This is a genomic window from Leifsonia sp. Y862 (assembly GCF_057669585.1).
On the sequence record NZ_JBYHFR010000001.1, the window covers coordinates 1,459,838 to 1,484,818 of the forward strand.

Genomic DNA, 24,981 nt, shown 5'->3' on the forward strand with positions numbered 1-24,981 from the left:
GGAACTGCACGGTCTCCTGTGGTACGCCGTTGTACGGCATGCCGCCAAAATACGACCCACTACCCCAAAGAAGGCACGACCGCCAGAGCGAGGATTAGTCGGCTGCGGGCACAGGCTCGGAGGAGGGCAGAATGCCGAGGCTCGCCTTGATGGCAGCCTCTGCACCCGATGAGGCCTCCGCTGCCTCGCGGTTGGCTTCGCTCACCGCGCGAACTACTTCGTCCCGCTGGATCTTGAGGCCACGAGGGGCGTCGATTCCGATCCGGATGCTGTCGCCGCGGGTATCGAGAACGGTGATGACGATGTCATCGCCGAGGAGAATCTTCTCTCCGGGCTTACGCGTAAGAACCAGCATCCGTTCAGCCTACCGCGACCGACGACAGGGCTGCGGGGACGCCATCGATCCAGCCGATGGGAAGCGAGAGCAGCCTCAGCGTTTCGGGCGACTGGGTCCCGGCAGCGTTGACGGCAGCAACCGCATCCACCGCCGTGTTGGCGGCAATGGCGCGCACCCAGCGGGCAGAGTCCGCGGGTTTCCGACCGGCGTCAACGGCCACCCAGCACTGGTCGGCTGCGACGTTGCTGACACTGGGCGATACGGGAGCGGCGAGAGCGTGACGTCCGCCCGTCGGCACGCCCCACGCGACAAATACTGCGGCGCCGTTCTCAACGCCGGCCGCCCGCGCGTCCAGCGCGCTACGCCGATCGGTGACAGACCCGGTCTGGTCGGAGACAGACCCGCCCAGGTCGGCGGCAAGCGACCCACCACGCCGTACCAGCCCGTTGCACGATGCAGCCATCGAGCGGGCGACGCCGAGGGCATCGTCGTACAAACCGGCGATCACGACCAGGTCACCGGCGCCTGTCAGCGGACTCGGAGCCTGGCGCGCAGAATTCGCTCCCGCACTGCTGAGGTCATCGCCATCCCCTGCAGGCTCGCCGGCCAGAGCGGCTGCGGATGCGAGCGGCTGCGGCTTCGTGTATGCAGCAAGAAGGTCGATCTCCGGTCCGAGGCCGGTCGCCGTGCTGAGGTCCGACATGATGGCGTCAAAATCAGCGGATGCCGTCGACAGCTTCGGCGCAACGGGGAGATCCTGGATGCGTTCCTCCACGTCGTCTGCATCGTCGAGCAGTGCGGCGATCCCGAGGCGCCGGGTCAGGTCTGCGCCGGCCATGCCGCTGGCGTCGACAGTGAGCTCGCGCGGCGCCTGCTCTTCGACGGTGACTTCATAGTGCTGCTTGGCAAAGAAACCCTTCACCCCGCCAACGGTGACCCGCTCGGCTGAGACGATCCTGGCATCCGGTCCGTACAGCGCGCGAACGCGCTCCGTGATCTCAGGGAGGGACTGACCCTCAAGCTGAAATTGCTTCGGTTCCACGAACCACTCCTACTGTTTCGATGCCGACGTTCGCCGACGTAACTTCTTGATACGACAAGACCGGAATGCCGCCGGACTGCGTCGACACCAGTTTCCGGATGGCCGGGCGAAGTGCAGGGGCACAGACCAGCACTGCGGAATAGCCGTTCGACTCCACCGAGCTCACCGTCGCCTTCAACGAGGCGAGCACCGCCTCGGTCTTCAGCGGATCCAGCAGGATCTGGCTGCCGCCATCGCCCTGGCGCATGCCCTCGAGCATCGACTGTTCCAACATCGGATCGATCATGATGACCCGAAGCAATGTCCCGTCGAGATACTGCATCGCCAATGCGGGGCCGAGCGCCTGCCGGGCCGCTTCGATGAGACCCTCCGGCTCTGTGGAGACCTTGGCACGCAGGGACAGCGCTTCGTAGATGCGCGGCAGGTCGTTGATGGGAATCTGCTCGGCGAGCAGCCCCTGCAAGACACGCTGCACCTCAGCCAGTGACAGGAGGCCGGGGATCAGTTCTTCGACCGCCGACGGGTTGACCGCCTTGACGCCATCCGTCAGCACCCTGACATCTTCACGCGACAGCAATCGCGCGGCGTTCTGCGTGATGATCGAGGAGAGGTGGGTGACCAGGACGGAGACGCGGTCGATGACCGTCGCCCCCATCATTTCAGCGCTGTGCCGCATCTCGGCCGGCACCCATTTGCCGGCCAGTCCGAAGACCGGCTCGACGGTTGCGACGCCCGGCAGCGAATCGAGGTGGTCGCCAAGTGCGAGCACCTTGCCGGACGGCGCCATGCCTCGGCCGGCTTCCACACCGGCAATGCGGATGACATAGGTCGACGGCGGCAGCTCGACGCTGTCCCTGGTGCGCACAGGCGGCACGACGACGCCGAGGTCGAGAGCGATCTTCCTGCGCAGGGCGCGCACCCTGGCCAGCAGGTCGTCTGAGGCGCCTGACACGATGTCGACGAGGTCGGTGGACAACTGGATCTCCAGCGCATGCACGCGCATCTGCTCGATGAGGTCTTCCGGCTTGTCCGACTGGCCCGTGCGCTCCCCCGCGACGGACGCGGCTTCGATGGCCAGGTCGGAGGCCTTCCGCGCCTTGATGCGCTGCGCGACGATCAGCAGGCCGGCGCCGACAGTGATGAAGGGGATGATCGGCATGCCTGGGATGAAAGCCATCAGGATGGCTGCGACGCCGGCGATCATCAGTGCGTTGCGTGACTGCGTCAGCTGGGCGGATGCCGTTGATCCCATGTCGGATTCAGCGTTGGACCGCGTCACGATCATGCCGGTTGACACCGCCATCAGCAGGGCGGGAATCTGGGTGACAAGGCCGTCACCGATGGTCAGCAGGGCGTAGGTGTCGAGGGCCTCGCCGATCTCCATGCCGCGCTGGATCATGCCGATGGCGATACCACCGACGATGTTGATGATGATGATGATGATTCCGGCGATGGCGTCACCCTTGACGAACTTCGACGCACCGTCCATGGCACCGTAGAAGTCGGCCTCAGCCGACACTTCTGCCCGGCGTTCCCTGGCTTGCACATCGGTGATGAGGCCGGCGTTCAGGTCGGCGTCGATGGCCATCTGCTTACCAGGCATGGCGTCAAGGGTGAATCGGGCGCCGACTTCTGCGACACGTTCAGCACCCTTGGTGACCACGACGAACTGGATGACCACGAGGATCAGGAAGATCACGGCACCGATGATCATTGAGCCACCAACGGCAACGTGTCCGAATGCCGCGATCACCTGGCCCGCATAGCCGTCCCCGAGCACGAGACGCGTGGATGCCACGTTCAGGCCAAGCCTGAACAGTGTCGCGACGAGGAGCAGCGACGGGAACACCGAGAAGTCGAGCGGCTTCTGCACGAACATGGTCGTCAACAGGATCACCAGCGCGAGCAGGATGTTCAGGATGATGAGCACATCGAGCAGGACTGCCGGCACCGGCACAACCAGCAGGAGAACGATGCCGACGACCCCGACGGGGACAGCGAGCATTCCTAGGTTTCGTTTCATGTCAACGGCTTCCTGGTTGTGTTGCGAGTTCAGACATGGTGTGTACGCCGAGCGCTGCGCCCCGTGACCGGAGCGACATCACGAAGGCGAGCACGCGAGCGACGGCGTTGTACAGCTCAGCGGGAATCTCTTGCCCGATCTCGCACGCTGAGTGCAGCGCGCGAGCGAGCGGGATGTCCTTGACCATCGGCACCCGGTCGGTCTCCGCCTGTTCACGGATGCGCTGGGCGATGATTCCGGCACCCTTGGCCACGACCCGAGGGGCAGACTTTCCGGCCTCGTACTTCAGGGCGACGGCAAAGTGGGTGGGGTTCACGAGCACGACGTCGGCGGTTGCCACGGCGGCGAGCATGCGATTCCGGCTCATGGCGAGTTGCCGAGACCGACGCTGCGACTTGATGAGCGGGTCGCCGTCGGAGTTCTTGTTCTCGTCTTTGACTTCCTTCTTGGTCATCCGCGTCTTCTTGCGGTTGCGCTTCATAACGACGAAGAGGTCGGCCGCTGCGAGGATGAGGCCGGCTGCGACAGCCGTCTGGATGAGGCCGGCCACGCCACCACTTGCGGCATCCAGCAGCGAGGAGACGGGCAGTCCGCCGGCGGTCATGAGCACGGGGACGAGCCCCTGGATCACCACCATGAGCGCGAGGCCAACAACAACCGTCTTCACGAGCGCCTTCGTGCCCTGCCAGAGCGCCTGCGTGCCGAAGGTGCGCTTGATGCCGGCCACCGGGTTGAACTGCTCGAACTTGCCGGCCATTTTCTTGAAGTGGATGCCGCCCTGGGCTGCTGCACCGATCAGCACGACGACGAACACCACGATGAGCATGGGCATCATCGTTCCGGCCATCGATGCCAGGCCATCGCCCAGCGCCTGGACCGCCATGATCGGATCCGGCTGGTTGATGAGATGGCTGACCGTGAACATCTGGGTGGTACCGGCGTCTGCGGCGAGCTGCATGGTGTACGGCATCATGGCCGCGGCGGCCCCAATGCCGACCCACGCCGTCACATCCTGGGATTTGGAGAGCTGCCCCTTGGAGCGGACCTCTTTCATCCGCTTCTGGGTGGCTTGCTCTGTGCGTTCTCCTGAATCGGTATCAGCCATTACTTCACCCCGATCAAGACGTCGACGGCCTGCCCGGTGAGAGACGAGACAATGCGGGGCAACGCGATGAACGCGACGGACCCGAGGGTGAGCGTGAGATAGATCTTGAGCGGAAAGCCGAGCGCGAATGCGTTCAACGCTGGGGCAACCCTGGTGAGCAGGCCGAGGCCGACGTCGGCCAGGAAGAGCACCACGATCAACGGACCGGCGATCTGCACTGCAGACAGCAGCACCTGCCCGATACCGTCAGCCATGGCCTGGGCGGATGCGGCCAGGTCGAGGCCTCCCCCGAGCGGAATGGCCGTGAACGTGCGCACGAGCCCGCCGATCACGAGCTGGTACCCGCCGGAGGCGAACAGCAGGGCGAGAGTGGTCATGTGGAACAGTCGCGTGAACTGCGCACCGTTCAGCATCGCCTGCGGGTCGAATGCCTGCGCCATCTGGAAACCGCCGAACATGTCGATCAAGTTGCCGGCCGACTGGGCAGCGGAGAAGACGAGCATCACGAGAAAGCCGAGCACTCCCCCGACGAGGATCTCAAGGACAAGCGCCCCGATGTACTCGCCAGTGCCCTGCGACACATAGCCGGGGACGACCCTTGGGGAGACGGCGAATGCCAGTCCGATGCCGAGCATGCCCTTGATGCGCAACGGAATGCCGTTGTAGGAGAACGGGGGTGCAATGACCAGGAAGGTCACGATTCTGACACTGGCCAACATCACTGCTTCGATCCATTCGAAGTTCAGCGTGATGTTCACGTCACCCTCCCCCGAGGAGGGACGGGATCTTGTCGAACATCGCGTTGGTGAACGACACGATCTCCGAGATCATCCAGTGGCCGCAGATAACCATGGCGATGCAGACGGCGATGGCCTTCGGCACGAATGAGAGCGTGACTTCCTGGATCTGGGTGATCGACTGGAACAGCGAGATGGCGAAGCCGACCACCAGGGCCGTGATGAGGATGGGGGCGGCGAGCTTCGCCGAGATGATGATGGCCTGCAGGCCGATGTCGAGAACAGCGTTGGCGTCCATCAACCACCCCCATAACTGTCGATCAGGGACGTCACGATGAGTCCCCAGCCGTCGACGAGGATGAACAGCAGGATCTTGAACGGGAGCGAGATCATGACGGGCGGAAGCATCATCATGCCCATCGACATCAGCGCTGCCGACACGACGAGGTCGATAACGAGGAACGGGATGAAGATGACGAACCCGATGATGAACGCCGCGCGGAGTTCGGAGATCATGAAGGCAGGGATCAGCGTCAGCATCGGCACATCAACCGCAGAGTCTGGGTTGGCCATGTCGGCAGCTCGCGTCATAAGCGCGAGGTCCTCTTCCCTGGTGTGCGCAAGCATGAATTGCCGCAGCGGCTCAGACCCGACTTCAACGGCGGCGCTGAAATCGATCTGACCGTTCAGGAATGGCTGCACGGCCGAGTCGTTGATGTCGATCAGGATCGGCGACATGATGAACAGCGACAGGAACAGGGCGAGGCCGGCGAGCACCTGGTTGGGTGGGATCGACGGCAGCGCGAGGGCGTTCCTGGTCATCGCCAGCACCACGAAGATCTTGGTGAACGACGTCATCATGAGCAACAGTGCCGGCGCGACCGAGAGCAGCGTGATGCCGATCAGGGTGACGATCGCCGATGACGGTGTGCCGTTCGGACCGTTGATGTCGACCGTGAGTCCTGCACCGGGCACAGTGGGGTCGGTGGGCGCCGTTGGGTCGAGGGGTTCGCCTGGGTCGCCAGGAGCAGCGAATCCGGCAGACGCCGAGAGCAGGATGATGGCCAGCACGATCATCAGCCCAAGCGAGATGAGAACGGCAGTCCTGATGCGTCTCGTGCGGTTGACCGCCTGAACGCTGAGCACGGTCACGGGTGTTGCCGCAAGGCAGCGGCTGTCTGTTTCCAGGTCGCCGGCGACAGGATGGAGCCGCCGAGCGCGCGCTTCGTTGCGCTGTGCGGTACAGCAGGACTGTGCAGTATCGCAGGGTCGATGGTGGCCACCGAAGCCGCGGCAACACCGGGAGCATCGCCTGCGGGAGCATCATCGCCGGCCGCCGCCATGCCGGCCGCCTCTTCACTGGTTGCAGAATCAAGGGTGAGCGCGAAGAGGTCGGCCGACGAACGGGGGCTCGCAGCCTTCCTCGGCGCTGCAACGGCAACGGATGCTGGGGCAGCAGCCGACTGCAACACGTTCACGTTCTGCTCCGTCACACCGAGCACGAACCGCTGCCCGTCGATGTCGACAACGACGACGGATGCCTTCTGGCCGACGCCCTGGCGGCCCACCACTGAGATGAGCTGCGCGTTCTTGCTCACCCGGCTGCTCCGGGTGACCTTGCGCTGCATGAACCACAGCAACCCGACCACGACGGCCAGGGAGAGGGCTACCCGCAACGCGATGACAAGGGTGTCCACTTACGAGATGCCCTCGGCAACATCGAGGATGCGGGTGATGCGAACGGCATAGTCCTGGTCGACGACGACGATTTCGCCGTGTGCGATGAGTCGGCCGTTCAGCAGGACATCGGCGGGAGCCCCCGCAGAGCGGTCAAGCTCAATGACGGCGCCAGGCTCGAGGGCGAGAACGTCGCGCACCGACATCCTGGTGCGGCCGATCTCAACGGTGAGCGCCATCTCGACACTGTTGATGCGGCCAAGCTTGCCGACCACCGATTCGGTCGGAAGGCCGTTGACGGCGCCGATGGTGCCGTTCTCCCTGATGCGCATGAGGAACCAGCCGGCATTCTGGCCATCGTCGGTGAGCTCGTAGACGATGGTGTCAGGGTCGCTGAACAGCGCCGTGGCATCCTGCGTGCTCGCCGCACCGAGAACACCGTTCCCCAGCACCTCAGCCGCGGCCTCCAACGACGGACGCAGGACGTCTTCGACGGAGATGAGCGATGATTCCGACTCTGAGGCTGCGGTAACAGTCTTGGAGTCGACAACGACAACAGCCAGGTCTGCGGAGCGCGCCCCGACGAACGATGCGCTGACAGCGGTGCCCAACTGGCCGGCAGGAACCGCACCGGTGTACGGGGTTGCAACGAGCGGGCTCAGCGTCGGAAGCACCTGCACGAGTGCCGCAACGGCATCCGCCTGGATGGAACCGGTCGTGGTTGCTGTCATGGTCATGCTGTTTTCTCCTCAGTTGTTGCGGGGCCGTTGACGACCACGCAGGCCAGGCGGGAACCATTGGCCCCGACGGCTGCACGTGCAAGTGGGTGGCCATCGACGGCGACGTCGAGGGGACGATGCTGCGGGTGTGGCAGCGGCAGCACGTCACCGACAGCCAAGTCGAGGATCATGCTGGGAACGACGCGTGCCGGAGCGAGCTGCACCGACACGTCGACCGGCACCCACGCCATTTGGGCGTGGATGAGCTCGTTCGCATTCGCGGTGGTGCTTGTCGGGTTCGCCTCTCCAAGCTGAGGCAGCAAAGCCTCAGCCGGCAAGGCGACAGTCGCCTGCGCGACGTGCTCTCCGACCCGAATCGTGAACGTCGCGACGATCATGAGATCAGCGGTGGCTGCGGCCTGGGCGAACTGGGAGTTGTACTGGATTCCGTCAACGCCAATGGAGGCGACCAGCAATGATCCGAGCGAGTACCGGAGGTCTTCGAGGGCGTCTTCCATGAGTCTGCGCACGAGCGCGTGCTCGATCTGGGTGAACTTGCGTTCACCGGTGACACTTCCGCCGGTACCACCGAGCATGTTCACGACCCATGACAGGGCGGCGGATGTCGGAAACTGAATCACGGCTTTCGGCGCGAGGCCCTCAATGCTGCACAGCACCATCGCGGTGGCGGCAGGAAGCGATGCGGCGTATTCGTCATAGCTGTGCATCGCCACCACCTCGCAGGAGACCTGCGACATGATTCTGACTTTGGCGGTCAGCTGGGTTCCCCACTGCCTGGCGAACGTCTCAAAGGCGAGCTCAAGAACGCGCGTATGCTCACGCGCCAGAGTGGTCGGCCGACGGAAGTCGTAGAGATCGACCGTGCCAGCACCTCGAATGGGTACGCTACTGCTGAGTTGTTCCTGGACCGTCACGTAGAACACAATCGGCCGATACCGCACTCATGTAAGCCGCGGCGGCAATCAGTTCGGTCGTCTTGGCAATCAGTTCGGTCGTCTTAGGGAACGATCGCGGCCGACGCCGTCGAATTGGAGATGATCCCCGGGATGAGTTCTCTGACCGACTGGGACAGGTTGGAGAGTACGACGACATCGACGCGTCTGTTCATAGCCATGTCTTCAAGGGCATCGCCGCTTGCTGCCGGTCTGGCAGCGCCATAACCGACTGCGCCGACGCGTTCCTGCCCGACGGCCCCGAACTCGACCAGGCGCCGCAGCACCTGCGTGGCCCGACCGGAGGACAACTCCCAGTCTGTCGGGAAGTTGATGGTCCTGCCGTGGCGGTCTGCGTGTCCTTCGATCGAGATTTGCCTGGTGTCCGGCGCGAGGACGGGCGCTATCGCGTCAAGCACGACCATGGCTGCGGGACTCAGGTCGGCCAGGTCAGGCTGGAAGAAGGTTTCAGAACCCACGAGTCCGATGGTGAGACCGCGCTCATCGAGCTTGAACTCGACGAGGTCTTCCACGCCGTTCTGCTGCAGGTTCGCCCTGATCTGTTCCTGGATCCTGCGCAGCTCGTCGATTTCGTTCGCGGCGAGCTCAGCATCCGTGAAGCCTTCGCCGTCTTCGGTGATGAGTTCGGGGGGAACCACGACGCCGAGTGAGGTATCGGTTTCTTCTGTGATCTCTGTGCCGAAGCCTGACGCCAGGGAATTACGCAACTGTTCGAACTTGTCCTGGTCGACCGTCGACATGGCAAAGAGCACGATGAACATACACATGAGCACGGTGACCATGTCCATGTACGACGCCATCCACCGTTCGTCTGGATGTTCGTCTTCGGCTACTGCCGGCTTCCGGCTCCGGGGACGGGCGCTCATGCTGCGTCAGACAACGCCTCGGCGGGCACCATTGCCCGCAGTCGTTCGCCGAGCACGCGCGGCTGGCTCCCCGCTTGAACAGCCAGAGCACCTTCCATCAGCAGCGTCATCCGTTCGACCTCGAGATCGGTCAGTCGCTTCAGGCGTGTTCCGATCGGCAGCCAGAGGAAGTTGGCAGACAAGAGACCCCAGAGCGTGGCAATGAACGCCGCGGCGATCATCGGGCCGAGCGTGTCTGGCGCATCGAGATTCTCAAGCACGTGAGTGAGTGACACGACGGTTCCCACGATGCCGATGGTCGGCGCATAGCCGCCGAGACTCATGTAGAACTTCGACGCGGTGCGGTCCGCCGTTGCGCGGGTGGCAATTTCGTCTTCGAGGAGGATGCGAAGTTCGTCGCCGTCCGTGCCGTCAGCGATGTTCTGGAGCGCTCTGCGCAGGAACGGATCGTCGACGTTCGCCGCTTCCTCGTCGAGCGCGAGCAGGCCTTTGCTCCTGGCCGTTTCGGCGAGGCCGACTACCTGGTCGATGACAAGCTGGGGCGGTGTCGTCTTGCCCCTGAACGCGCGCGGCAGCGCCTTGACCGCGACGAAGAAGTCCTTGATCGTGCCACCGGCGATACCAACGGCGATCGTGGCGAAGAAGACCAGGATCATTGGCGCTGGGAGCAGGATCGCGGTGATGTGCGATCCCTCAAGCGTCAGCATGGCAAACAATGCGCCAAAGGCGAGAACGATGCCAATCAGGGTAGCCGGATCCATTACTTCCTCCTGGGACGAAGCTGGACGGTGTTGTCTGCCTCTGAGATATCGTCGATACGGAACTGCTCCGATTCGACGTTGTCTGTTGATGACACGAGTCCCAGCTGTCTCACCTTCGCGGGTGAGACAGGCGGCGGCTCGTAGGCCAGGGCAATGATGCGCGCGCGGTAAACCGCGATCTTTTCAATGACCTCGTCCAGGGACTCTGTGACGATGAACTTTGCGCCATCGACCATGACCAGCGTGGTGTCCGGATTGGCGTGGATACGTTCGATCAGGTCGGGATTGATCGCGAACTGGCTGTCATTCAGCCGGGTAACTACGATCATGTGTCCATCCCTGGTCTCGGCCGGGTCGGCCGTCACACACTACTGTCGGCCGCCCTTCTCCACTCGTAAGGTGAAGGGGACGGCCGACAGCGAAAGTGAGAGTTTTTCTAGCGCTTCAGGCTGGTGAGCTCCTCCAGGATGGAGTCGGAGGTGGTGATGATGCGGGCGTTGGCCTGGAAACCACGCTGGGCCACGATCAGGTTCGTGAACTCCTGCGACAGGTCGACGTTCGACATTTCCAGGGAGCCTGAAATGAGCGCGCCGAGGCCGTTTGCTCCGGGGACGCCGATCTCCGCGTCGCCAGAGTTGAACGTCGCGCTGTACGACGACGATCCGTTCTTCTCGAGTCCGCCGGGGTTCACGAATGTGGCGAGGGCGACGCGACCGATGGCCTGCTTCTCACCGTTGCTGAAGAGGCCGACAATCGTGCCGTCCTGCCCGATGCTGTATGACTTCAGCGTGCCGGCCTCGTTGCCGTCCTGACCGGTGACCGACACCGTCTTCAACTCGGCAAAACCAGTGGTCGCGGTGAGGTCGATGGCAATGCCACCCACAGTCATGGCGCCACCCGCGGTGAGCACGCCGTTGGTGAACTCGAGAGCGCTCGCGCCCGTTGCACCCGCGCCGTCATCGCCGGCGACATCCCAGCCTGCTGCTGTGCGAGTGAAGGTCACAGACAGCGTGCGGGAGACGCCTGATGCGTCGTAGATCGGAATGTCCTGGACCAAAGACGTTCCAATTGGGGTCTCCGAAGGCAAGTTACCGCCGACCGTTGCAGACGTGGTTGCCTTTGCCGGAACGATGGCTTCACGGGGAAGCGTGATGTTTCCGACGGCACCACCGTCCTGGACGACACCGTTGATTGCAGCGTAACCCTGCACGAATGCGCCGTCAGGCGACACCAAGCGGCCGAGTGCATCGAAGTTGAACGATCCGGCCCTGGTGTAGGTGGTGTCGCCGCCCTTCTGGGTGATGAAGAATCCGTCGCCGGAGATCATCATGTCTGACGCGTTACCCGTCGACTGGGCCGAACCCTGGGAGAAGTTGGTGGAGATGCCGGCGACCAGCACACCAAGACCGACCTGGGCGGGGTTGGTGCCACCGTTGTTGGCATCCGCTCCACCGGCGCCCTTGACGACCTGCGAGAGCGTGTCCTGGAACTGCACGGCACCCGACTTGAAGCCGGTGGTGTTGACGTTGGCGATGTTGTTGCCCGTCACGTCAAGCATGGTCTGGTGTGAACGAAGGCCTGAGATACCGGAGTAGAGAGAGCGAAGCATGGTTGCGCCTTTCGGTTAATGAAAAGGGGAAGAAAAGTGTGGGGAGCGAAGAGGTCAGGACGTTGGAGTGGTGGTGTCCGGCGGAGTGGTGGTGTCCGGCGGAGTGGTGGTGTCCGGCGGAGTGGTTGCAGTAGTGGTCGTCACCCCGGAAATGGCGTCGAGGGCAACATCAACGCCACCGACTGACACTGTCGGCACAACTCCGGTGTAGGAAACGGATGTTGCGGTGCCGGTCACCACAGTTCCGTCAGTCTTGGAGTACGTCACCTGCTGGCCGACGAGCGCAGCTGCTGCCACGCGCATCTGGAGGGAGAAGTTCTCCGTTGCCGTCGATTCGATGGCCGTGAGCTTCTCCATCATCGCGAGCTGGGTGGTCTGCTGGATCATGGCCGTCGTGTCCATGGGCGAGCTGGGGTCCTGGTTCTGCAGCTGCGTGATGAGCAGCGTCATGAACGCGTCGGAGTCCAGCGTTTGGCTGGGCGTTCGCGTCTTCGTTGACGAGGTGTACATGCCTGCCGTCGGCGTCGACGCAGCAGCCGCGGTGGCTGATGTCACAGGATCCGTCATGGGTATACCTCTTCCTTATGCCATCACGTCGATGGAGGCTGTGGGGCCGTACCAGGTCGGTACGGTCGTGCGTTCTGGGGTGTGTGCACCGGCGCCTGCGCCCTCGAGGGCCGAAACGGATGCTCGTTCCCTGCCGGATTGGCCCGGCTGCTGGCCCTGATCTCGCGAGCTATCCGCCTGGTTGCGCGAGGACAGGTCGAGGCTCGCGCCCGTCATGCCTGAGCCGGCCAGGTCGCGCTTCAGCTCTGGCAGGATCGAGCGCAACGCGTCTCGCCCTGCGTCGTTGGGCGCGAAGAGCTCCACCCTGATTCCCTCACTGCCGACATGAGCGCGAACCGTGACGGGGCCGAGGTTGTCTGGGGTGATCGAAATGGTCATGACATGCTCACCATGAGCGGCATTCGCGAGGCTGAACAGCGGCCTGGCAATCTGCGTGGAGAGCGGCGCTTGCGCGAGCTGATCTGCCTGGGCGTTCTGGCTGGCAGCGACATTCGCGGTCGCCGCAGCATATGCGACGGCTGGGGTCGCGATGCCGCTCGGGACGACGGATGGGGCAATCGTTCCCTGCGTCGGCTGGCCGGCTCCGTTCTGCGAGGAGTCGGACTGCTCGCCCGCATCTGCTGACGCGCTGGAGAGAGCTGGCGCGACCGGTGCCTCAGACGCCAGCGGCGCTGTCGCCACCTGGGCGACGGGCGATGCTGCCTGCGCTGGTGCGACCGCGGGCGCACTGCCCGGTGTGGTCACGCTGCCGACCGGCGCCGTCTGGACGGCATCTGGTTGCACCGCCGCCTGCGGAATCTGATGGTTTGCCACCGGCTGCGCCTGCGCTCCCGGTGCGACGGATGCGGCGGGTGAGGCTGCGGCAGCCGTCGCGGCGAGCGGGGCGCTGTCACGCGTCGCCGCTGCGGCATCACCCACGGCGGCGTCGGCCACAGCATCGGTTTCGGGGCCGGTGAACACACCGCCTGCGACACTATCGGTGCCTGCCGCGCCCGGAGCGACAGCCAGTGGGGCTGCGCCCACGACGATATCTGCTGCACTGACACCGGCAGCAGCCGAACCGTCGATGTCGGCCGGCGTCACAGCAACGGCCAGACCGGTGGGAACGACCAGGCCGGTGGGAACGACCAGTCCGGCGGGGATCACCAGTGCGGTGGGAACCGGCTGGGTGGGCTGGGCGTCAGCCTGCGGCTGCGCCACCGGAGCGTCTACGTCCCCAGCAACGGGGGCGACAGTGTCGGCATCCGCTGAATCTTGAGCGCCACGCGACGCTGAGGTGCCGCGCTCTGCGCGGGGTGAAGGGCCACCCAGCGCTCCCTGTAGCGCTGACGCGAAGTCACGGGAGCCGTCGGCGCGAGCGGCGGAGCTCGACGACGACGTCGAGGCTCCCCCGCGGGCCGGCTGAGGAGCCGTGGCCAGTGAACCGGGAAGAAGAGTCATGCGACCCCTCCCTTAGCTAGGGCGGCAAGTGCCGCGGAAACGAGATCGGTACTGCCGGTGGCCGCGGAGAGCGACGACGTCGCCGTGGCGGCAGCGGTTCCTGTGGGGATGATGCGTCTGATGGTGACGATGTCTGCATCCGTCATATAGGCGTCGACAAGACTGACCGTTCGACCCTCGTAGGGAGCGTGGATGACCTTGTTGTTGCCCGCATAGATGAGGACGTGGTCGCCGCCCTCGGTGACGATCAGGTCGCCAGGTTGCGCCTCGGCCAGCGAGCCGACCTCTGTGCCGACGGTCATCTGACCAGAGACAAGGCGCGGAACGTCGATCCCGAGGTCTGCGTATACGCGTTGCACAAGACCGGAGCAGTCCATCCCAGAGGAGTCCTCTCCCCCGAAGACATAGGGCACGCCGAGATATTTTGAAGCGGATGCGACCACGTCGGTCCCCGTCGCGTTCGTCGGGTTCGCGATCGTCGTTCCCCCGGTCGCCGTGGTGCCGCCCAGGGCTGCGAGTGCCTCCGCGAAGAGCGCTGAGGACGATGCCGAACTGGTGTCGGTCGCCGTGGTGCTCGTAGTCGCGGTCGTCGATACCGTCACGCCAGAGACCTGCAACAGGGTGGCCTGGATCTCGCCGATGCGCAGCATCGTGTCGCTCATGCTCATCGGGCTCCCCCAGAGCTGTCGCGGTGCCATGACGTTGACGCGATTTCGTTCAACACGAGCTGCTCGGCCTTGAGCGCGTCGGCGATGACGGTGGCGTTGTGTCTGGTTTCAAGCTTTTCGAGGCTGAGTGTCTGGGCACGCGCGGCGTCGAAAACCTGCTGCGCCTCGCTCGCGGTTGCCTCGTGGTGGCGCGCCAGCGACGACAGGTCGGCGAGCATGCTTCGCGATGAGGCGCGGGCGGCGGCCAGTGCGTGCAGCGCTTCTGTGCTGGTGGCATCGGTCGCGGTCACGCCGAGCGCGGTGCGCGTCTTCGCCTCGCTCGCGGCGTTCTGCTGGATCCGCAGGTTGGCCGCAGCCAGGTCACCTGCGGCCTGGTCTTGTTGCGCGTGGCGGAGTCGCAGGAGTCCGGCGAGGGAGAATTGAGCAGCCATCATGAACCTCCGAGCATGCTGTTGAGTCGAGTGAGCTGGTCCCAGGCATCCGGAGCGCTGGACTGGTCGTCCATCCGTTGCTGGAGGAAGGCGTTGATCGCGTCTTCGTGCTCCACCGCCGCGTCGACGAGGGGGTTGGTGCCGCGCTGGTATGCGCCGACGTCGAGGAGGTCCTGCGCGTTTCGCCTGGCGGCGAGCACCGTGCGCAGGCGACCTGCCTGGCGAATGAGCTCGGCTGACGTGACCTTGGTGGCCACCCGCGAGATGGAGCCGAGCACGTCAATGGACGGGAAGTGACCGAGGACGGCCAGCTTGCGGTCGAGCACGACGTGGCCGTCGAGAATCGACCGTGCGGCATCCGCGATCGGCTCATTGTGATCGTCGCCATCGACAAGAACGGTGTACACGCCGGTGACGGACCCGGTCTCTGCCGTTCCTGCCCGCTCAAGCAGCTGGGCGAGCACGGAGAACGTCGATGGTGGATATCCGCGAGTGGCGGGCGGCTCTCCGACAGACAGGCCGATCTCACGCTGGGCCATGGCCACCCTGGTGAGGGAGTCCATCATCAGCATCACGTCTTTGCCCTGGTCCCTGAAGGACTCAGCAATCCGAGTCGCGACGAACGCTGCACGAAGTCGCATCATCGCTGGCTCGTCTGAGGTCGATACGACAACGATCGACTTGGCCAGGCCTTCTGCACCGAGGTCGTCTTCGAGGAATTCCCGCACCTCACGTCCGCGCTCACCGACGAGGGCGATCACAGACACCTCGGCATCCGTTCCCCTGGCGATCATCGACAGCAGCGACGACTTACCAACACCTGAGCCGGCGAACAGGCCCATGCGCTGGCCCCTGCCCATAGTTGTCATGGTGTCAAGGACACGAACGCCCAGTTGCAGCGGCGTGTCGATCCGGGCGCGGTGCATGGCTGATGGTGTCTCGTTGTGCAGCGGAACCATCGCCGCGTCAACGAGCGGTCCTTTGCCGTCGATCGGCCGGCCGAGACCGTCGAGAACGCGGCCGAAGAGTCCGACGCCCGTCGGCACCCGAAGCGGCAGCCCTGCTGAGCGCGCCGGAGCACCGGCGTTCACGCCGTTCAGTCGTCCGAGCGGCATGCAGCGGATGCCTTCCCGCGTGGTTGCAATCACTTCGGCGTCGACGGGGTCGTCATCGCCAACGCTGACGAGGTCACCGATGGAGCAGTTGAGCCCCTGGATCTCGAGGCCAAGTCCCACGATGGCGGAAACAACGCCGACGCGTTCCGGTGCGCTGGCGCGACGTGCGGCGTCGAGGGTGAGGAAGGTGTCCTCAAGCAGGAGCGTCATGGGTTCTCCTGCCGGAGTGCGGTTGTCGCGCGCGCGAGCGCCGTCCCGATCCGGGCGTCGAGGAATCCGTCTGGATACTCAGCGATGGCGTCGCCGCGAGCCAGAGAGGGATCGGCGACGAAGTCGACACCAGCATGGTCACCGATGGCCCCCTGCAGCACGCCGAGATCATCGGGGTTCAGGCGAACCGAGAGCACGGTCTGCGGGTCTGCGCCGCTGAAGGCGCGCGCCAGGGCAGCCCGTGCCGAGCGCTCTGTGTCCTGGAGCTCACAGCAGAGGATCGCTTCCGCGATCTGGATGGCCGTCTCGGCGAGCACAGACCGCACATCGTCCAGCACGGGAACCGTACGAAGGAGCAGCGCTTTCGTGGCCTGGTTCAGCACGCCGAGAGCGCGATCGGTCCTGGCCTGGTCATGCCGCAGGGACGCCTGGTGCTCTGCCTGCTGCCTGGCCAATTGGGCATCCGCTTCTGCCTTGGCCTGTCGCAAACCCTCTGTAAAGCCTGCCGCGTGCCCGCGGACCTTCGCCTGGGCCTCCACCCGTTGCTGCACGTCGCCGCGCAACGTGGGGAAAGCCACGGTAGAGAAGACTGGGTCAGCTGACATAGTCGTCCTCGTCACCGCGGAGCACGGTAATGCTCCCCTGTGCTTCAAGGTCCCTGATCGAGCGCACGATCGACGAGCGCGCTTCCTCGACCTGCGACATGCGCACAGGGCGTGCAGTGGCGATCTCGTCGTCGAGGAGCTCCTTGTTGCGCTCTGAGAGGTTGGCGCGAATGACTTCAACGACCTGCTCTGACGCGCCCTTCATGGCGGTCGCGAGGATGTCGGCTCCGATGCCACGCAGCACCTGCTGCACATCACGGCCTTCCAGCTTGACGATGTCGGCGAAGGTCAGCATGCGCGACCTGATCTCTTCAGCCAGGATCGGGTCTCGTGCTTCGAGTGCTTCGAGCAGCTCACGCTCTGTCGACACGTCTGCGCGGTTGATGATGTCGACGAGTGGCTGGATGCCGCCGACGACTTCAGCTGAATCCTTCGACACCACGGCACCGGCACGGATCTTGAGGGTGTCTGCCACGATCTTGACGGCCTCAGGGGACGAAGCACCCATGGTCGCGATGCTCTGGGCAACGTCGGTTCTGAGCGACTCGTTGAGTCCGGTGATCACCGCTGAGGCGTGTTCAGGGCGAAGGTGAGCGAGCACCAGCGCTGCGGTCTGGGGCAGTTCGCCGTCGAGCAGCGTTATCAACTGGCTGGGTTCCGCAGAGTCGAGGAACTCGAATGCCTTGCCGGCCATCGACGAGGTCACCCTGTTCATGACGCCCGCTGCCTTCTCGGCACCGAACGATGCTTCAAGCAATCCGACTGCAGCATCATGGCCACCGCGGCCGCTGAACTTGCCCTTGGTGGAGAGTTCATGGAACTCGGCCATGGCGCTTTCAGCAACGGAGGCGTCGACGCGGCGCAGCCTGATGATCTCGGCGGCGATCTCTTCTGCCTCGCCGTCATTGAACTGGGACATCACAACGGCGGCCCGCTGCTGGTCCATATTCATCAGCACGACGGCGACCTTCTGGGTGCCGGTCAGTGGTGCGCCGCTCACGATGGTCATACGGTCTGCCTGTCATCCATCAGACTGCGGAGGAATTCTGCAGTCTGTAGCGGGTCGCGTGCGGCCATTGCGTCGATCTCTGCGCGCTGGCGATCGCTGTCGTTCGCGTCTGCGCCGAGCACCGGAAGCGGCAGTGGCGTAGTCGCCTCAATCCCGATCGGCGTGGTCGCCGCCTCGTCGAGAGCCGGCCTCGACTCCATGAATTCACCGAGTTCGATGGCTTCGCGAGTCTGCCTGTTGTTGCGGCGGGCGTAGAGGATCACGCCGGCCACGAGGGCGCCAAGCACACCGAGCACGATGATGCCGATCTTCAGGATGTCGGCGAAGCGGCTCGCAGCGGCTTCAGCCTTTGCAGCGGCGATGGCTTCGGCCGCAGCAGCAGCGCTCGCACCGTTGAATTCGACGACCTCAACGGTCACGGCGTCGCCGCGTGCAGCATTGATGCCGGCCGCAGAGGCGACCAGGGAGGTGACATCGGCCACACGAATGCCGTCTGCGGCATCCTTGTTGAGGGCGACAGACACCGTCTGGCGGTTGAGTGCGCCAGCCGGGATCGAGCGCGACTCTGTGACCTTGTTCACGGCGTTGTTCTTGGTGGTGTCTTCAGACTGGAACGTGCCGTTCCCGTCAGCGTCACCGGGCACCGCAATGTTGTCTGGGCCGAGCACGCCGGCCGCCGTTCCGCCTGTTCCGGTGTAGCTCTCGGTTGTGGTTGCCTCGTTCAGCGCCGGGTTTCCCTCTGGGGCTTCGAAGGTCTCCTCTACCCGCTCGGCCGATTCGTAGCTCATGTCGGCTGCGACGACGACAGTGGCGTTGCCCGGTCCGACAACCCTGTCGAGCATGGTCTGCACCGATGCCCGAACGCGGGCTTCGTAGTCGGATGCCTGCGAGTCTGCAGATCCGGTCGCTCCGACGCCGACGGCTGACAACACCTCACCGTTCGCGTCGATCACGGCGACGTCGGTAGCCAACATGCCGTCAATCGAGGCTGAGGTGAGGTGCACGATGGCCTGAACCTGGTCACTCGTCAGGGTGACGCCGTTCTGGGTTTCCACGAAAACGGATGCCGTTGGATCGTTCTGCTCTGCGACGAAGACGCTCTCTTCTGGGATGGCCAGTTTGACGGATGCCGTCTTGACGCCCTTCATCGCCTGGATGGTGGACGCGAGTTCACCTTCGAGCGCTCGCTTGTACGTGACCGACTGCTGGAACTCACTCGAGGTGACCCCCATCTGGTCGAGCAGGGAATACCCGCCCGTCGATGACGACGGCAGTCCTGCCGCCGCAGCGGTGAGCCGCTCCTGGTATACGCTTTCCTCCGGAACGAGGATCGTCGCTCCCCCGTTGGTCAGCTCGTACGGGACGTTGTCGCTCCGCAGCTGTTCGACGATGGTGCTGGCATCCGTTGCACTCAATCCGGAGAACAGCGGCGTGTATGACGGCTTCATCGCCCACATGGTGAGCGCGGCGATGCCGAGTGCGAGCACGGCGAGCCCGATGAGCGCGACAGTGCGCTGGGCGATCGTGAAGGCGCGAATCGTCTCTGACAGGCGTCGGAACGCTGAGGTTACCTGGGTCGGCATTATGCCTGCATTCTCATAATCTCGTTGAACGCGTCAACGCCCTTGTTGCGAACGGTTGCGACGAGTTCCAGGGTGACCTGTGCGCGGCTTGAGGCGAGGGTTGCGTTGTGGATGTCGTCGAGGTCGCCGGTGACGGCCTGGATGGCGAGTTCGTTCGAGGTGGACTGCAGCTGCTGCACGTTTTCGACGGCACCCGTGAGTGATGTGCCGAAGGCAGAGCCATCGGTCGACGCTGCGGGCTGGACGGCGGCGAGGTAATCGGTGGCGGTCACGCCTGACACGGCTGCGACGGGGGCGATGGTCATCAGGAGCGTCCGATCTGAAGTGCTGCTTCGTACGTGGTCTTTGCGCGGTCGACGACCGCTGCGCTGGCCTGGTAGCCGCGCTGGGCGAGGATGAGCTGGCCCATTTCGGATGCCAGGTCGATGTCTGGGAGGCGGACGTAGCCGTCTTCGTCTGCCAGGGGGCTGTCAGGCTGGTAGGTCAACCGGCCCTCAGCGTCGCCGGCTGCGGTGCCTGCCACGTAGACGCCGCTCGTGCCCTGCCCTTCCTGGGCAATGACGTAGCGGGCCTGGAACGCGGCGCCGTCTGTGCTCGTCGCCGTGTTGATGTTGGCAATGTTGTCGGCGACAGCGTCCAGCCACTTACGGTGGACGGTCATGCCTGTGCTGGCGATTCCGATCGCGTCGAACGTCATCAGCTGGTCTTCATCGCTGTGCGGACGCTCGCGAACTGGCCGTTGGCCGCCTGCGTCGCGAACTGGTAGCGGAGCACCGTGTCGACATTCGACAGTGTCTCTGTGTCAAGGTTCACGTTGTTGCCGTCGAGGCGGGTGGGTTCGAGTGACCTCGCCGTTGTGGCGACAGTCGATCCGTCGCCGTCTGCAACGGATGCCGCGAGTGCGTCTTCGAACGCGACACGCTTGGCGTGGTAGTTCGGCGTGTTCACATTGGCGATGTTGTTGGCAATGGTCTTCTGGCGAAGGGCCAGGCCATCCAACGCGCTGGTGAGCGCAACAGAGGTCACCGAATCAAACACGAATACCCGCTTCTTGGTCTGGGAACAAGTGGCCGATCCATGGCCGGGAGGTGAGCGATCCGTGCTCCCCCTTAGCTATCGGCCCGGTTCGGACTTTCGTAAGGAGGGCTTGAAAAAGAAGCTGGGTATGGGCGGACTTCCCCGGTCGCGCTAGCCGGTGACGTCGAGGTAGATCGCTGCAGACGGGGCCCGCATCGCCGGTACAGAGCGGATGGCGGCCAAATGCCGCGCGACCTCGTTCCTGGCGGATTCAAGCTCAGCGCTCAGCTCTCGCTGACCCGCCAGCAGCTGCTGTGCGCGCTCCACGAGCTCGGTGGGAATCGGTCCGAGACCGACAGGCGGAGTCCAGTCCGCGAGCGGATGAGCGGCTACATCTGAAGCTGAATCGGGAGTTGGCTCTGACTCCGCTTCTGCATATCCGTCCGCCTCCGCCGCGGCGAGGCCGAGACGATGTTCAAGGTCATCGAGCACGCCAGCCCACGCTGTTGCATTCCGATGGTCAGACGCTGGGGCGTGATCAGGCAAAGCCGAGAGTTCCCGTTGCGGATGCCGGGCGAGGCGTGGTCGGCATGTGCTGCGCCGCTTCATGCCAGCTGAGGCGTAGCGGCTCGAGCAGGTCGACGCATTCCCGGGTGCGCAGCACATCGCGGTTCACATTGGCGCTGATGAGCGCCGTCGACACATAGGAGTACAGGGCAGACAGGCCTTCGGCGCCGTCCCACACATCAGCGTTGAGCGACGATGCGAGCTCAGAGATGATCGCCTGTGCGTGCAGCAGGTTTTCAGAGGCGACGGTCCAGTTACCGACGGTCTGGGCGGCATCCGCACGACCCAGATCGAGCAGCAGCCTGTCGTACAGCATGGTCAACAACCGTACGGGGCTGGCCGACAGCACGGCTTCCCTGTTGTACTTCGATCGTTGCGCCTCTGCCTGGCTGGTATTCATGGTGTTCCCTAGGATTTGGAGGAGTTCAGCGACGCGAGCTGCGAGGTGAGCCAGCTCTGCTGGGTGCTCAGTGTGCCCAGCTGAACTTCCATTGCCGTGTATGTCTTTTCGAGCGATGCGCGACGAGCGGTGAGGCGACGGTCCCAGTCAGTTACCTGGTCGCCGAGATTCTTGACGAGGGATTCCTGGCTGGAGATCTTGGTGGTGAGCGAGCCGTCATATTTGTCAGACAACTCGGTGGCCACGACAGAGACGCGCGACGCGATTTCCTGCAGCGCGACCTGCATTGCGGCCGGATCCTTGGTCAGAGACGCCTGGAACTTCTCGGCGTCAAAGTCGAAGGTTCCAGACTTGTTGATGACAATGCCGTACTCGGAGGGTGAAAAACCGTTGATCGGCAAGGATGCAGCAGAGGTGATCCGCTGGTTGACCCCGCGAACGGTGCTGTCACCGGCGAGCACGCCGGCGGATGTCGTCGTCTTCCCAGAAGAGTCGGTGGCGGTGATCACCTTCGTGCTCGTCTTGATGAGGTTGAAGATGTCGTTCAGCGCGGTCACCAGGTCGGAGGCCAGCTTCGACACGGCTTTGTCGTCGCGGGCGACAGTCAACGTGATCGGGTCTGCACTCACCGCGGTAACGGTGACAGAGACGCCGGGGAGCACGTCGGCGAAGGTATTGGTGGCTGAGGTGATTTTCTGTTCCGCAGCGGTTCCAGCCCAGAGCGTGATCTCGGCGTTCTGCGCAGTCTTGAGGGCCGTCGTCGCCAGGGCGGTGCCCGTGCCTGTGCCCTGATAGAGGGAGAACGCGCCGGCGTCACCCGTGGTCTTGCCCTCGAACTGCAGGCGGAACTCGCCGTTGCCGATCGAAACCTTGGTGGCCGTCACTCCGGCGGCCGATTTGTTGACGGCAGCGACCATGTCGTCAAGCGACGTGGTTGCTGCGGTGATCTCTGTTGTCGTGCCGTCACTGCCGACGACGGTCAGCACGGCAGGCGACTCCGGCCAGGCACTCATGGGTGCAGACAACGACCGTTGCGCCTGGGCCGTCTTGCCAACGGTGAAGTCGATCTGCCCGGCCTGGGCCCCTGCTGCAACAGCGGTCGTCACGGTTGTCGAACTGGCCGTTGCTGTGAAGAGGTCGAATGACGTGGGCTTCGCCGCGGCCGCTGAGAGCGTCGCGAGGCTTGCGATCTTGGCGTTCAGGTTCTGCAGTGCCGTGACATACGCCTGCGTTGAGGTGACCTTGGCCTTCAGCAGCGTCTGCGGAATGGCCTCGACCTGCATGAGCGAGTTGATCAGGGCCGTCGTGTCCATGCCACTGATGAGACCGTCGATTGCGAGGTTTGACGCCATTACAAGTCCTTTGCTGAATCATGTATGCGCCAACAGACGCTGGGTAAAGCGAAAAAGCCGGTGGCGATCACGTATGAGGTCCAGTTCATCCGCGATCGCCACCAGCTCGTACCTGTTTCCAGGTGTTTGTCGAGCTGCTTTCTGAGGTGAGTGAAACTACTCAGAATTGGCCCAGCTAGCTACGTCCTTAGTTACTGGAGGAGCTGCAGAACGCCCGAGTTGGACTGGTTCGCCTGCGCGAGCATGGCGGTACCGGCCTGCGACAGGATGTTCGCACGGGTGTAGTTGACCATTTCAGAAGCCATGTCCGTGTCGGTGATGCGCGACTTTGCAGCTGACAGGTTCTCCTTGGAGACGTTCAGGCTGTTGATCGTCGACTCGAAGCGGTTCTGAACAGCACCGAGGTTGGCGCGTGCCGTTGAGATGTTGGTGATCTGCGTGTCGAGCACCAGGATCGACGCTGCAGCGTTTGCTGCGGAGTCGAACGTCAGGGCGCCAACAGCGGTTGCGACGGCAGTCGTGTTCGCGGTGCCGAGGTCAACGGTGATCTGGTCTTCGGCTGCAACGCCGCCTGCACCGACCTGGAACGTGAGGCTGGTTGCACCAGTCTTTGAACCATCAAGCAGCTTGATGCCGTTGAAGTTCGAGGACGCGCCGATGCGGGTGAGCTCGCTGGTCAGTGCGGTGACTTCAGTCTGGATCGCGGTGCGCGAGTTAGCGTTGTTCGAGTCGTTGCCGGCCTGAACTGCGAGGTCGCGAACACGCTGCAGGATGGAGTGCACCTCGGTCAGGGAGCCTTCAGCGGTCTGGATGACCGAGATGCCGTCCTGGGCGTTGCGGGCTGCAACGGTGATGCCGTTCACCTGTGAACGGAGGCCTTCTGAGATAGCGAGGCCGGCTGCGTCATCCGCTGCGCGGTTGATGCGGAGACCACTGGACAGCTTCTCAAGCGACTTCGACAGGCTGTTCTGCGTGTTGGAGAGGTTGCGGTAAGCGTTGTTAGCCGCGGTGTTGGTGTTGATCTGCATACCCATAGTGATGTCCTCCGTGAGTGGGTTGGTATAACCGGCCCATCCATGGGCTGGCACTGTGATCTATCGACCGGCCGTCATCATCCGTTAGACGATGTGCCAGAAAATTGTCAGAGACGTCAGGATGCTGCTGACGCAACGCCGCGGTCGTTCGCGAACCGGGCGATGCCCACAACGGCCTGCTCTGAGAGCCTGGCCAGATATGCACTCCGACCGGCGACGGCAATTCGAGACTCTGGGACGTATGCGGTGTCCGGTGAGTCTGAGTAGTGGGTACCGAAACCGTCACGAAGCAAGCGGATGGCTTCTGCACGCTGCTGGGACACGGCGGAGTGGGTGGTCCCCAGCTCCTCCGCGACCTCTTTAACTGTGCGCTCTGCGAAGTAGACCTGTTCAACGACGTAACGCATCTTCTCCGGCAGCGCTGAAACGGATGCGTGCAGGTAGCGGAGCTTCTCGCCGGACAACAGGCTGTCTTCTGGCAGCACGGTCTCTGCGACCAGGAACTCTGCCGTCACGTCGTCGAGCGTCGAGAGCGTACGAGAGGCGTCAGCGATACCGGCGAGTGCCTCTGCCTTGTCCACACCGAGCGCGTCGGCGATCTCGTCAACCGTGGCGGTCCGACCGAGGGCCGCGGCCAGCGTCTCCTGCACCCCGAGGGTTTCCTTGATGCGTCGGCGAGCTGAGCGTGTTGCCCAGTCGAGTGAGCGCATCTCATCCGCGAATGCACCGACGATGCGGCGCCGAGCGAAAGCGCCGAAGGGAATTCCGAGTTCAGGCTTGAAGGCGTCGGCAGACGTGATCAGCGCCACAGCACCGGCCGAGGCGAGGTCATCCCTGTCGAGGTGCCTGGCCTTCGACCAGACCTCTGAGACGAGGTAGCCGACGAGCGGGAGGTTCTCTACCACGAGCGCGTTACGTTCATCGCGATTCATTGATTTACCCCTGTGACTTGAGATGGATATCGGTGCAGCGTGCCGGGAAGAGCAACGGCAGACTGCGGGTGCGGGGTAAGCGCGGATTCAGAGCGGTGCTGGTGTACAGCAGGTGTTCGCATCTGGATGTTCGAGTTCCTGGAAGCTGATGCGTCGTCGCTGTGATTACAAGCTAACAATCAAATGGCGATTTTTTCGGCG

At 63.8% G+C, this 24,981-nt stretch carries 30 protein-coding genes; all 30 read right to left on the reverse strand.

Annotation, left to right across the window (positions count from 1 at the left end; all coding sequences use genetic code 11):
* Nucleotides 1–94: 94 nt before the first annotated feature.
* A complete protein-coding gene (locus AC25Z0_RS06820; protein WP_488119428.1) occupies nucleotides 95–355 on the reverse strand; it encodes a carbon storage regulator in 261 nt (86 codons plus the stop codon).
* A gap of 4 nt (nucleotides 356–359) precedes the next feature.
* The gene (locus tag AC25Z0_RS06825) at nucleotides 360–1,379 is read right to left on the reverse strand and encodes a hypothetical protein (protein ID WP_488132681.1); all 1,020 of its coding nucleotides are present in this window, start codon (nucleotides 1,377–1,379) and stop codon (nucleotides 360–362) included.
* Entirely contained in the window at nucleotides 1,354–3,402 is a 2,049-nt protein-coding gene (locus AC25Z0_RS06830) for a flagellar biosynthesis protein FlhA (RefSeq protein WP_488119430.1), read from the reverse strand. Before AC25Z0_RS06830 ends, AC25Z0_RS06825 begins: the two co-directional genes overlap by 26 nt.
* Before the next feature lies 1 nt (nucleotide 3,403).
* A complete protein-coding gene (locus AC25Z0_RS06835; RefSeq protein ID WP_488132682.1) occupies nucleotides 3,404–4,507 on the reverse strand; it encodes an EscU/YscU/HrcU family type III secretion system export apparatus switch protein in 1,104 nt (367 codons plus the stop codon).
* Entirely contained in the window at nucleotides 4,507–5,265 is a 759-nt protein-coding gene (locus AC25Z0_RS06840; protein WP_488119432.1) for a flagellar biosynthetic protein FliR, read from the reverse strand. The genes AC25Z0_RS06835 and AC25Z0_RS06840 overlap by 1 nt, the downstream gene beginning before the upstream one ends.
* 1 nt (nucleotide 5,266) lies before the next feature.
* Entirely contained in the window at nucleotides 5,267–5,542 is a 276-nt protein-coding gene (gene fliQ, locus AC25Z0_RS06845; RefSeq protein WP_488119433.1) for a flagellar biosynthesis protein FliQ, read from the reverse strand.
* Entirely contained in the window at nucleotides 5,542–6,321 is a 780-nt protein-coding gene (gene fliP / locus AC25Z0_RS06850) for a flagellar type III secretion system pore protein FliP (protein ID WP_488119539.1), read from the reverse strand. The genes fliQ and fliP overlap by 1 nt, the downstream gene beginning before the upstream one ends.
* A gap of 71 nt (nucleotides 6,322–6,392) precedes the next feature.
* Nucleotides 6,393–6,941, reverse strand: coding sequence for a flagellar biosynthetic protein FliO (gene fliO / locus AC25Z0_RS06855; protein WP_488132683.1), 549 nt, complete (start codon nucleotides 6,939–6,941; stop codon nucleotides 6,393–6,395).
* Nucleotides 6,942–7,658, reverse strand: a complete 717-nt coding sequence (gene fliN / locus AC25Z0_RS06860) for a flagellar motor switch protein FliN (RefSeq protein ID WP_488119435.1) — start codon at nucleotides 7,656–7,658, stop codon at nucleotides 6,942–6,944.
* Nucleotides 7,655–8,575, reverse strand: a complete 921-nt coding sequence (locus AC25Z0_RS06865) for a flagellar motor switch protein FliM (RefSeq protein WP_488119436.1) — start codon at nucleotides 8,573–8,575, stop codon at nucleotides 7,655–7,657. The genes fliN and AC25Z0_RS06865 overlap by 4 nt, the downstream gene beginning before the upstream one ends.
* Nucleotides 8,576–8,658: 83 nt before the next feature.
* Complete coding sequence (locus tag AC25Z0_RS06870; protein WP_488119437.1) at nucleotides 8,659–9,480, reverse strand: OmpA/MotB family protein; 822 nt, start codon at nucleotides 9,478–9,480, stop codon at nucleotides 8,659–8,661.
* Nucleotides 9,477–10,241, reverse strand: coding sequence for a motility protein A (locus AC25Z0_RS06875; protein ID WP_488119438.1), 765 nt, complete (start codon nucleotides 10,239–10,241; stop codon nucleotides 9,477–9,479). The genes AC25Z0_RS06870 and AC25Z0_RS06875 overlap by 4 nt, the downstream gene beginning before the upstream one ends.
* Nucleotides 10,241–10,570 (reverse strand): flagellar FlbD family protein, encoded by a 330-nt coding sequence (locus AC25Z0_RS06880; protein ID WP_488119439.1) that lies wholly within the window; start codon nucleotides 10,568–10,570, stop codon nucleotides 10,241–10,243. The genes AC25Z0_RS06875 and AC25Z0_RS06880 overlap by 1 nt, the downstream gene beginning before the upstream one ends.
* A 107-nt stretch (nucleotides 10,571–10,677) precedes the next feature.
* On the reverse strand, nucleotides 10,678–11,850 hold the full coding sequence (locus AC25Z0_RS06885; RefSeq protein ID WP_488132684.1) for a flagellar hook protein FlgE: 1,173 nt from the start codon (nucleotides 11,848–11,850) through the stop codon (nucleotides 10,678–10,680).
* Nucleotides 11,851–11,904: 54 nt separating this feature from the next.
* Nucleotides 11,905–12,417: a flagellar hook capping FlgD N-terminal domain-containing protein gene (locus AC25Z0_RS06890; protein ID WP_488132685.1), complete on the reverse strand. Its 513-nt coding sequence runs from the start codon at nucleotides 12,415–12,417 to the stop codon at nucleotides 11,905–11,907.
* A gap of 15 nt (nucleotides 12,418–12,432) precedes the next feature.
* Nucleotides 12,433–13,857: a flagellar hook-length control protein FliK gene (locus AC25Z0_RS06895; RefSeq protein ID WP_488132686.1), complete on the reverse strand. Its 1,425-nt coding sequence runs from the start codon at nucleotides 13,855–13,857 to the stop codon at nucleotides 12,433–12,435.
* Entirely contained in the window at nucleotides 13,854–14,519 is a 666-nt protein-coding gene (locus AC25Z0_RS06900; protein ID WP_488132687.1) for a C40 family peptidase, read from the reverse strand. The genes AC25Z0_RS06895 and AC25Z0_RS06900 overlap by 4 nt, the downstream gene beginning before the upstream one ends.
* A gap of 2 nt (nucleotides 14,520–14,521) precedes the next feature.
* A complete protein-coding gene (locus AC25Z0_RS06905; RefSeq protein ID WP_488119444.1) occupies nucleotides 14,522–14,959 on the reverse strand; it encodes a hypothetical protein in 438 nt (145 codons plus the stop codon).
* On the reverse strand, nucleotides 14,956–16,281 hold the full coding sequence (locus AC25Z0_RS06910) for a FliI/YscN family ATPase (protein WP_488119445.1): 1,326 nt from the start codon (nucleotides 16,279–16,281) through the stop codon (nucleotides 14,956–14,958). Before AC25Z0_RS06910 ends, AC25Z0_RS06905 begins: the two co-directional genes overlap by 4 nt.
* A complete protein-coding gene (locus AC25Z0_RS06915) occupies nucleotides 16,278–16,886 on the reverse strand; it encodes a FliH/SctL family protein (protein ID WP_488132688.1) in 609 nt (202 codons plus the stop codon). The genes AC25Z0_RS06910 and AC25Z0_RS06915 overlap by 4 nt, the downstream gene beginning before the upstream one ends.
* Nucleotides 16,876–17,895, reverse strand: a complete 1,020-nt coding sequence (gene fliG, locus AC25Z0_RS06920; protein WP_488119447.1) for a flagellar motor switch protein FliG — start codon at nucleotides 17,893–17,895, stop codon at nucleotides 16,876–16,878. Before fliG ends, AC25Z0_RS06915 begins: the two co-directional genes overlap by 11 nt.
* The gene (gene fliF, locus AC25Z0_RS06925; protein WP_488119448.1) at nucleotides 17,892–19,478 is read right to left on the reverse strand and encodes a flagellar basal-body MS-ring/collar protein FliF; all 1,587 of its coding nucleotides are present in this window, start codon (nucleotides 19,476–19,478) and stop codon (nucleotides 17,892–17,894) included. The genes fliG and fliF overlap by 4 nt, the downstream gene beginning before the upstream one ends.
* The gene (fliE, locus tag AC25Z0_RS06930) at nucleotides 19,478–19,783 is read right to left on the reverse strand and encodes a flagellar hook-basal body complex protein FliE (RefSeq protein WP_488119449.1); all 306 of its coding nucleotides are present in this window, start codon (nucleotides 19,781–19,783) and stop codon (nucleotides 19,478–19,480) included. The genes fliF and fliE overlap by 1 nt, the downstream gene beginning before the upstream one ends.
* On the reverse strand, nucleotides 19,783–20,175 hold the full coding sequence (locus AC25Z0_RS06935) for a flagellar basal body rod protein FlgC (RefSeq protein WP_488119450.1): 393 nt from the start codon (nucleotides 20,173–20,175) through the stop codon (nucleotides 19,783–19,785). Before AC25Z0_RS06935 ends, fliE begins: the two co-directional genes overlap by 1 nt.
* Nucleotides 20,175–20,516: a flagellar basal body rod protein FlgB gene (gene flgB, locus AC25Z0_RS06940; protein ID WP_488119451.1), complete on the reverse strand. Its 342-nt coding sequence runs from the start codon at nucleotides 20,514–20,516 to the stop codon at nucleotides 20,175–20,177. The genes AC25Z0_RS06935 and flgB overlap by 1 nt, the downstream gene beginning before the upstream one ends.
* A gap of 150 nt (nucleotides 20,517–20,666) precedes the next feature.
* Complete coding sequence (locus AC25Z0_RS06945) at nucleotides 20,667–20,987, reverse strand: hypothetical protein (protein WP_488132689.1); 321 nt, start codon at nucleotides 20,985–20,987, stop codon at nucleotides 20,667–20,669.
* Between the two features lie 46 nt (nucleotides 20,988–21,033).
* Nucleotides 21,034–21,462, reverse strand: a complete 429-nt coding sequence (fliS, locus tag AC25Z0_RS06950; protein WP_488119453.1) for a flagellar export chaperone FliS — start codon at nucleotides 21,460–21,462, stop codon at nucleotides 21,034–21,036.
* Nucleotides 21,463–21,470: 8 nt separating this feature from the next.
* Nucleotides 21,471–22,814: a flagellar filament capping protein FliD gene (gene fliD, locus AC25Z0_RS06955; RefSeq protein ID WP_488132690.1), complete on the reverse strand. Its 1,344-nt coding sequence runs from the start codon at nucleotides 22,812–22,814 to the stop codon at nucleotides 21,471–21,473.
* A 191-nt stretch (nucleotides 22,815–23,005) separates the two neighbouring features.
* Nucleotides 23,006–23,848 (reverse strand): flagellin N-terminal helical domain-containing protein, encoded by an 843-nt coding sequence (locus tag AC25Z0_RS06960; RefSeq protein ID WP_488132691.1) that lies wholly within the window; start codon nucleotides 23,846–23,848, stop codon nucleotides 23,006–23,008.
* Between the two features lie 116 nt (nucleotides 23,849–23,964).
* Nucleotides 23,965–24,780 carry a sigma-70 family RNA polymerase sigma factor gene (locus tag AC25Z0_RS06965; RefSeq protein WP_488132692.1) on the reverse strand — a complete coding sequence of 272 codons (816 nt, stop codon included), beginning with the start codon at nucleotides 24,778–24,780 and terminating at the stop codon, nucleotides 23,965–23,967.
* Nucleotides 24,781–24,981 lie beyond the last annotated feature (201 nt).